The organism is Marinagarivorans sp., from assembly GCF_982758155.1.
This window is the reverse complement of record NZ_CEXWTU010000048.1, coordinates 16,153-25,303: the sequence shown is the minus strand read 5'-3', so window position 1 is coordinate 25,303 and position 9,151 is coordinate 16,153. Positions and strand designations below refer to the sequence as shown.

General features: G+C 45.8%; 6 protein-coding genes and 1 pseudogene. 5 read left to right on the top strand and 2 right to left on the bottom strand.

Translation table 11 applies throughout. The features are described from left to right. Positions 1-291: 291 nt before the first annotated feature. From prfB to ung, 3 genes and pseudogenes are all read left to right on the top strand, one after another. A pseudogene (gene prfB, locus AC3A8L_RS07770) lies at positions 292-1,387 on the top strand (peptide chain release factor 2). Between the two features lie 52 nt (positions 1,388-1,439). Then, entirely contained in the window at positions 1,440-2,948 is a 1,509-nt protein-coding gene (lysS, locus tag AC3A8L_RS07765) for a lysine--tRNA ligase (protein ID WP_487961667.1), read from the top strand. Between the two features lie 83 nt (positions 2,949-3,031). Then, positions 3,032-3,718 carry a uracil-DNA glycosylase gene (ung, locus tag AC3A8L_RS07760; RefSeq protein WP_487961666.1) on the top strand — a complete coding sequence of 229 codons (687 nt, stop codon included), beginning with the start codon at positions 3,032-3,034 and terminating at the stop codon, positions 3,716-3,718. A 14-nt stretch (positions 3,719-3,732) separates the two neighbouring features. Here ung and AC3A8L_RS07755 read toward each other — a convergent pair whose 3' ends face one another. Then, complete coding sequence (locus tag AC3A8L_RS07755) at positions 3,733-4,692, bottom strand: hypothetical protein (protein WP_487961665.1); 960 nt, start codon at positions 4,690-4,692, stop codon at positions 3,733-3,735. Between the two features lie 244 nt (positions 4,693-4,936). On the opposite strand from AC3A8L_RS07755, the gene AC3A8L_RS07750 reads away from it, so the two are divergent. Together AC3A8L_RS07750 and AC3A8L_RS07745 are read left to right on the top strand one after the other, a co-directional pair. Then, positions 4,937-6,490, top strand: coding sequence for a sensor histidine kinase (locus tag AC3A8L_RS07750; protein WP_487961664.1), 1,554 nt, complete (start codon positions 4,937-4,939; stop codon positions 6,488-6,490). 11 nt (positions 6,491-6,501) lie between these two features. Continuing rightward, positions 6,502-8,688, top strand: coding sequence for a bifunctional diguanylate cyclase/phosphodiesterase (locus AC3A8L_RS07745; RefSeq protein ID WP_487961663.1), 2,187 nt, complete (start codon positions 6,502-6,504; stop codon positions 8,686-8,688). Between the two features lie 6 nt (positions 8,689-8,694). Here the strand turns inward: AC3A8L_RS07745 and AC3A8L_RS07740 are convergent. Beyond that, on the bottom strand, positions 8,695-9,151 hold a 457-nt coding region (locus AC3A8L_RS07740; RefSeq protein ID WP_487961662.1), incomplete at its 5' end, for an IMPACT family protein.

Genomic DNA, 9,151 nt, shown 5'->3' with positions numbered 1-9,151 from the left:
GCGTAGCCAATGCGAGCACACTAAGGATCAGTCGAGCTTGCCTCGACGCCAATCCCCGGCTTGATTAAAGAGCTGCGAAACCTACAAAGTCAGGGACGGACTTTTTAGGTCATAAAGGGCTGCAGGAGCAGCCTCATTGGCGCAGCCAATGCGAGCACACTAAGGATCAGTCGAGCTTGCCTCGACGCCAATCCGTCTGGGCGAAACCTACAAAGTCAGGGACGGACTTTTTAGGTCATAAAGAGTACAATCGCGCCCCTTAACTTTTTAAACCACGAGAGAAGCATCATCATGGAGATTAATCCCATTGTGAATGCCCTCAAAGGAATGGCGGAACGTACGGCTGTCCTTAGGGGGTACCTTTGACTATGACGCTAAGAAAGAGCGTTTAGACGAAGTTGAATTGTTGTTGGGCGAGCCCGACGTTTGGAATGAACCTGCCAAAGCGCAAGAGCTAGGGCGCGAGCGCTCAATGCTCGAGGCTGTGGTCAATACCATTGAGAACCTCGAAACCGGTGTAGCGGATAACCAAGAGTTACTGGATTTCGCCGTTGAAGAAGACGATGAGGATAGCGTTGAAGATATTCGCGCCGATATCGCTCGCTTAGATGCCGAGCTGGCTAAGCTCGAGTTTCGCCGCATGTTCTCCGGTGAGATGGACGCTAACAATGCTTATCTGGATATTCAATCTGGCTCTGGTGGTACCGAAGCGCAGGATTGGGCCGAGATGATATTGCGCATGTATCTGCGTTGGGGTGAAGCGAGAGGTTTCAAAACCACGCTAGAAGAAGCCTCTGCCGGCGACGTGGCAGGCATAAAGAGTGCGACTATTCGCTTTGAGGGTTAGTACGCCTTTGGTTGGTTACGTACCGAAACCGGAGTTCATCGTTTGGTGCGCAAGTCGCCATTCGATTCGGGTAATCGCCGGCATACGTCGTTTTCCTCGGTGTTTGTTTCGCCGGAAATTGATGACAATATCGAGATTGATATTAACCCAGCCGATTTGCGCGTTGATACCTATCGTGCCAGCGGCGCGGGTGGCCAGCACGTGAACAAAACAGATTCGGCTATTCGTCTTACTCACGAACCTACCGGGGTGGCGGTACAGTGCCAAAGCGAACGTTCGCAACACGCCAACCGCGATAAGGCGATGAAAATGCTGCGCGCGCGTTTGTACGAGCAGGAAATGCTCAAGCGTAATGAAGAGAAACAAGCGCTGGAAGACAGTAAATCGGACATTGGCTGGGGAAGTCAAATTCGAAGCTACGTGCTAGATGACTCCCGCATTAAAGATTTGCGCACGGGCGTGCAATCTAGCAACTGCCAAGCGGTGCTAGATGGCAGCTTAGATCAATTTATTGAAGCTAGCTTAAAAGCGGGTTTATAAATTCCGCTATAGCCTTTTAATTCATTTAATTTAGAAAAACGGTCTGACTACTATGTCTGAACAAAAGCAAGATGAGAACAAATTAATTGCCGAGCGCCGCAGCAAATTAACCAATATTCGCGAGCGTGGAAATGCATTCCCTAATAAATTTCGTCGTACGCATAAAGCGCAAGAGCTACAAGATTTACACGGTGAAAAAACAAAGCCCGAGCTAGAAGAGCTGGGTTTTGTGGCGGCGGTATCGGGCCGTGTTATGGCTAAGCGTGGCCCATTTATGGTGCTGCAAGATGTGAGTGGCCGCATTCAGTTGTATGCGGATAAAACCGCCCAAAAAGCCATGAAGGAAATCGACGGCCAGTGGGATATTGGCGATATCGTTGGCGTTAAAGGGGTTGTGCATAAATCGGGTAAAGGTGATTTGTACGTTGATTGTGCCGAGTTCCAAATGCTAACTAAATCGTTGCGTCCATTACCGGATAAGTTCCACGGCTTAGCCGATCAAGAAACCCGCTATCGCCAGCGATATGTGGATTTGATTGTTAACCCTGAAATACGCCAGCTTTTTGAGACCCGCACAAAGGTTATCGACTTTATTCGCAGCTATTTAAATGGCCAAGAATTCGTTGAAGTTGAAACCCCCATGTTGCAGGTGATTCCTGGTGGCGCAACGGCCCGCCCGTTTGTCACTCATCACAATGCGTTAGATATTGATATGTACCTGCGTATTGCGCCTGAATTGTATTTAAAACGTTTGGTTGTTGGTGGTTTTGAGCGCGTTTATGAAATAAACCGCAACTTCCGTAACGAAGGTTTAAGCACGCGCCACAACCCAGAATTCACCATGTTGGAGTTCTACCAAGCGTATGCGGACTACCAGGACTTAATGAACTTAACCGAAGACATGCTACGTAAAATGTCTGAAACGGTGATGGGAACAACCGAGATCGTGAGCACTAAGCCTGCAAAAGAAGGTGAAGAACCTGTCACAGTGACTTATGATTTCTCTAAACCGTTTGAGCGTTTAACCGTTATTGAAGCGATTGTTGCACACAGTAGCGATATTACGGTTGAGCAATTAAATGACGAAGAGCAAGCCAAGGCAATATTGAAAAAACTCGGTATTGAATGCAAATCGTTCTGGGGCTTAGGTAAAATTCAAATTGAAATATTTGAAGCCATTGCCGAACATAAACTAGAGCAGCCGACCTTTATTACTGAGTATCCCGCGGAGGTTTCTCCGTTAGCCCGTCGTAATGATGACAATCCCTTTGTTACTGATCGCTTTGAATTCTTTGTGGGTGGGCGCGAATTGGCTAATGGTTTCTCGGAGCTAAACGATGCCGAAGATCAAGCCGAGCGCTTCCAAAAGCAAGTGTCTGAAAAAGACGCCGGTGATGACGAAGCCATGCACTACGATGCCGATTATATTCGTGCGCTAGAGTACGGCTTGCCGCCCGCTGCTGGCCAAGGTATTGGTATTGATCGACTAGTCATGTTGTTGACTGATTCACCGTCTATTCGCGATGTATTGCTCTTCCCGCATATGCGTCCAGAAGTGTAGATTTTGCCGTATCATTAAGGCCCACTTCGGTGGGCTTTTTTAGTTGAGTTGTATCAAATGTATAGTGTGGTTGAGGTTCTAGCATGAAGAAAAAAGTCGAATTACATGAGTCGTGGCTGCAGTATTTACAGCCCGAATTCGACAAGCCTTATATGCAAGGTTTAAGAGCTTTTTTGTTGGGCGAAAAAAGCGCGGGACGAAAAATTTACCCTGATGGCAATCTGATTTTCAATGCGCTAGATAGCACGCATTTAGATGATTTAAAGGTGGTCATTTTAGGTCAAGATCCTTATCACGGGCCTAAGCAAGCACACGGGTTGTCTTTTTCTGTGCCGCACGGTGTCGATGTTCCCCCTTCGCTCAGAAATATGTATAAAGAACTCGCCAGTGATGTGGGTTTTGTATCGCCGGAACATGGTCACTTACAGTCGTGGGCTGATCAAGGTGTATTGCTGTTGAATGCGACACTTACCGTTGAGGCACGCAAGGCGGGATCGCACCAAGGCAAGGGCTGGGAGCACTTCACCGATGCTGTGATTCACGCCGTTAACGACCATTGTGATGGTGTCGTTTTTTTATTGTGGGGTAGTTATGCGCAAAAGAAGGGCGCCTTTATCGATCAGGATAAACATTGTGTTTTAAAGGCACCGCACCCTTCACCGCTATCGGCCTATCGGGGTTTTTTTGGTTGTCGGCACTTTTCCCAGACGAATGCCTATTTGTCTGAAAATAACAAGGCCGCTATTGATTGGCAGTTACCTAAACCTTAAGGGGATCTTTACTCTTATTCGTGAATCATGATGAATTCTTTGGGGAATTGTTTGGAGAAGCTTTCAAAGGCTTGTTTATTCTCATCTTCATTATACTGAGGGTTGGGTATTACTAATAACCGAACTAATTCGTCGCCTTGTAAAACCGCATTGTCAGAAAATACGGATTTCACTAAGAGGTTAGCTTCGCCATTTTCAATAAAGCGATCGAGCCCCATTTTTAAGCGTGCTGCGAGTTTAGAGTATTTACCGCTGATATATAATCGAACGGGTATAGGGTAATAAAGCATTAAGTTATTAATAGCTTGAATGTTTGACTGTTTTGAAAGACCCATCGATTCTGTATCATCCAGCGCGCTGATGGCAAGATAGTCAAAGCGTTGTTTTTCTAACATTGGCAGTAAGCTACTGATTAACAGCGCTTCTTCGAAAGGAATTTTCTGTGCATTGAAGATGGTTTTTTCGGCCCAAGTATGGCCTATTCCCGCTTTAAACTTCCGTAAATCATCAAGTGTTTCAACCTGATTGAATGTCTCTATATTATTGTTTCGCATCAAAAAAATTCGGAGCCCGAGTGCATTGCTTAAAAAAGGAATTTCAATATTAATAATTGCTGTGGTGGCGTTGGGTAATTCAGTGTGGCTAGAGAAAAAAAGATGTGCTTGGCGCCCTTCATAAAGCAGGCTCTTGTTGCGTTCATCGGATAATTTCCCCGGGAAGTAACTTAAGTTGTAGTCGCCGTATTCTGCCCTTGTAAGCTCTAATGACCGAGTTATGGTTGTTTGCAGCATTTTTTGAATGCTTGGGGTGAATGAATGGTTATACAGCATCACTTCTGTGGTTGATGCCGCGGTAACAACGGTGCTGCAAAGTGATAGCAGTAAACCGAGTAGACTGGAAATAAGTGGGCGCAAGCAAGCCAAGTATTTCAGGGGGCTGAATTTAGGGAAAAACGTACGTGCGTTTCTGTTCATAACCTATGTACACTATCAAAAAATAAGTAATGGCGAATATCTGTAATGGGAGATTACAACACAGCTAGATGAATATTGCGCCAATCTTGGCGTTTTTCATACACCAGTAGTCTCCTCTACTATAGTTCAGATTCACATGGCTTATAATCAATAGTGTGTTCTACCCTTTAATTGAGGGTAGGTCGTCATTGATTCCTGCCTGCATACCCTTTGGGTACGAAAATACAGCGATCCAAACAGATTTATGAACTTGATTACTCGTCGATTGCAATATTACTTGGGTATTGTTGTTGTTATAAGTATTGCACTGCCTGCGTTAGTCACGGGCGTTATCGTGACGCGTCAAAATTATGAGCGCAGTGTGGATTTTGAGGCGCGTATTCGCGCACAGAACTATGCGGATGTCTTACAGGGAGGGCTTTCTATAGCGCTTTGGAATATCTCCCCTGAATTAGCAAAGCCTATTATGGATAGTATTCAGCTTGATGAAAGCGTATTGGCTATTTATGTGTTGAGTTCCGGGGATGAGCCTTTTATCAACTATCATCGCTGGCCGGTTGAAATTATCGAAAACGAGCGCAAGAAAATATCCATTGAAGCCCCTGTTTTTTATCAAGGGCAAGAAATTGGCCGTTTTACGCTACATTACGGTTTGAAAAAGAGCTTGTCTCGCGCCAAAGAGGAAGCCGTAACGCTTATACAGATGTTATTGGTCCAGATATTTATTACCTTTATCGTCTTGAATTTAGTGCTCAACCAAAAGGTATTAAGGCCGCTAAAAAAACTCAGTGCGGGGGCGAAAGGCATCGCCGCTGGAGATTTGAGAACTAAAATTCCTTTTGTTGGAAAAGATGAGTTTGGACAGTTGTCGAGTCAGTTGGAGGCTATGCGGTTGGCGTTGGAGAAGCACGTTACATTGTTGGAACTGCGGGTTGACCAGCGCACCCGTGATCAGCAAAAGCTTAACGATGCGTTAACGGACTCTGTAGTTCAGGTTAAGCAAGCACAAAAACAACTGGTGCAACAAGAGAAGCTAGCGGCGCTAGGGGGATTAGTTGCAGGTATTGCCCATGAGCTAAATACCCCTGTGGGTAATGCCTTAACTGTCGCAACAAGCCTGCTGAACAATACCGATACTTTTAAGGTGCAAATGACTACTGGCATGACACGTAGCGCGCTAGATAACTTTATTAGTGATGTTGATGAAGGCTCGAGGATGATAGAGCACAACCTCACGCGCGCGGCAGAGTTGGTAGCTGGCTTTAAGCAAACTGCGATTGATCAAACAACGGCAAAACGACGTGAGTTTGACCTGTTGACGCTCGTCAATGAAACCGTGCTGACTTTAACGCCAAATTTACGCACTAAGAAGTTTCAGATCGTAACGGATATTCCTACCGAAATAATAATGGACAGTTATCCTGGGCCTTTAAGTCAAATTATCACGAATCTGGTGAATAATGCCGTATTACATGGTTTTGAGGGGCGAGACGAAGGGATTATTCACATTGCTGCGGAGCGTTCTTGGATCAATGGTAATGGCGGTATTAAATTAAAGCTCCGTGACGACGGTAAGGGAATGTCTGCCAATAATCAGAAAAAAATATTCGATCCCTTTTTCACGACTAAGCTTGGTAAGGGCGGTAATGGTTTGGGCATGCATATCGTCCATAATTTGGTCTCGGGCGCTCTCGGTGGAACCATAGAGCTAGCTTCTGAGCTGGATGTGGGTACAGAATTTATAATCAGTATTCCTTGTGTTGCTCCCGTATTGCAGCATGTCGATGGAACGCTCTAGATGGTGGTGTTATGAGTGATGAGGATTTAATGACATTTGACGACGAACCTGAAGAGGTGAGTTCGGCAAATGATTCAATGTGGAATATTTTAATTGTTGATGATGATAAAAATGTTCACACCGCAACAAAGTATGCGCTGAAGGATGCGGCGATTCTCGATCAAAAATTACACTTCTATGATGCGTATTCTGGCGCCGAAGCCAAAGAATTCCTACGGGGGCAGCCTGATATAGCGGTTATCCTACTTGATGTTGTTATGGAGACGCCCAATGCTGGCCTCGATCTTGTCGCTTTTATACGAAAAGATTTAGGGCTTGATGATGTCCGTATCGTATTGCGGACGGGGGAGCCCAACCAAGCGCCCGAGATGGCGGTTATACGCGACTATGACATTAACGATTACAAGCTGAAATCTGAGGTTACCCAAAAGAATTTATACGCTTGCTTAACCGCCGCTTTGCGTTGTTACGAGCAAATCAAAACCATTAAAGAGGGGAAAGAAGCCCTTAATAGTGTGTTGGCTATGGGACGGACGCTTTTATCGTGCGCTAATGAAACAGAATTTCACGATATTGTTTTTGAAAACGCAATTAAGCTGGGTCATCAGCCGGAAGGCACTATGCTTGTTGTGGATGAAAACGATGTGCGTGAGGTGACGCATGCGAATGGTCGATTCGAAAGCCATGCCGGTGTGTTGCTCGAAAGCTTGGATGATGAGGCTGTTAAAGCACACGTTAGTCGTTGTATGAGTACGCAGCGCAACGCCGTTACCGAGGATGCTTTTGCGTTGTATCTAGGCTCAGAAACCCGAGGCGATCGGTGTTGCTATATTCAAGGCGACAAGCAACGCAACGAAGTGACCGAGGGCATGATGGCGGTTTTTGCCCGAAATTGTATTATATCGGGCGATAATATTTTCTTTGTTGAGCGCTTGAAGCACCATGCTTATAGTGATGCGCTTACCGGCCTGCCTAACCGTAATGCTTTAGAGAATACGATCACCGAAATGCAGGTGGTGGCCCCGAGTAACCAAGTGCTAGCCATTATTGATATCGACGGTTTTGCAGAGCTGAATGCCGCGCTGGGGCAGCATTATGGTGACTTACTGCTACAAGTGGCCGCTGACCGTTTAAAAAACAGGTTTAGAATCCCATGCTTTTTAGCCCGTATTAGCTCAAATACTTTTGCTTTATTGGGGCCTGAAACGCACATTACCGCCGAGTCTATAATTACCCCTTTTAGTGATCCCTTTGAGATTGCCGGCGAGCCTCAGTTGCTGGGAGTAACCTGTGTCATTGCGCCATTAGAAGACGCAGGCGCAACCGGTGGTGATGTCATTAAAGACGCTAGCATTGTGCTTAAACAAGCTAAAAAAAATCACCGAGGCCACGTTGTACAGTTTGATCGCACCGTTGTAGATGGCGCCCGACAGCGTTTAGATACCCTGAAAAAACTGAGGGAGGCTTTTGATCTCGATGAGCTGTTTCTCGTTTTTCAGCCTAAGCTCAGTTTGCAAAGCACCCGTGTCGTTGGCTTAGAGGCACTTTTACGTTGGCGTACTAAGCAGGGCGAATTTATCTCGCCGGTTGATTTTATTCCTTTGGCCGAGCAGTCTGGTTTGATTATTCGGATGGGGGAGTGGGTTTTACGCAATGCCGTAAAGCAGCTGATGGATTTGCGTAAAAAAGGCTATAAAGATATTCATATGGCCGTTAACTTATCGGTTGCGCAATTACAGCATCCAGACATTCTTAATATGTTGACGAAAGTCATGGGTGAATTTGATGTGTCTGCGCAATACATTGAGTTAGAAATTACAGAATCTATCGCAATGGGTGACATTGTGGGTAACATTGCCACCTTGAACCGTATTAAAAGTATGGGCTTTAAGTTGGCGATGGATGATTTTGGAACCGGCTTCTCGTCGCTTAATTACTTGCAGCAAATGCCTATAGACTGCCTAAAGATAGATCGCGCTTTTGTGCAAACGTCTAATTCAAAAAGTGGTTCAGAAATCGTTGAAATGATTATTCAGCTTTCCAAAACGTTAGGGTTAAAAGTTGTCGCAGAGGGCGTGGAAGAGCTGGAACAAGCCGAGCTGTTAAAGTCGCTTAAGTGCGATGAGGTACAAGGTTTCTATTTTGCTCGGCCTATGCCGCAAAAAGACTTATATGCGTGGTTAGAACAGCATCAATAAAAACGGTTATATTTTTTTACTCTGGGCTCGGCCAGCTGTTTTTTGCGTAATGTCGTGGCTAAAGGGGGCGATTGAATCACTGGGCAGTTCGAGTGTTAAGGTGACTTTATCGCTATAACCCTGATCAATTAGCGAGCCGTGGTATAGCGCTAAAAAATGTCGAATATGGGTTTCATCTTCGTACTGCGCCGTAACTACAATACGCTGCATGGGTACCACATCTACCCACTGCGCATCGTCCAACGCTTTGGATACAGCCTGGCCATAGGCGCGCACTAATCCCCCCGCGCCTAATTTAATACCGCCAAAATAGCGTACAACAATGGCGCAGCAGTCACCGGCACCGCGTTGCGTAAGTACGTGCAGTATGGGTTTTCCTGCAGTGCCTGCAGGCTCACCATCGTCATTGAAGGCTGCAGTTTTAGGTTGTTGTGGGTTGCCGATTAAATAGGCCCAGCAATGG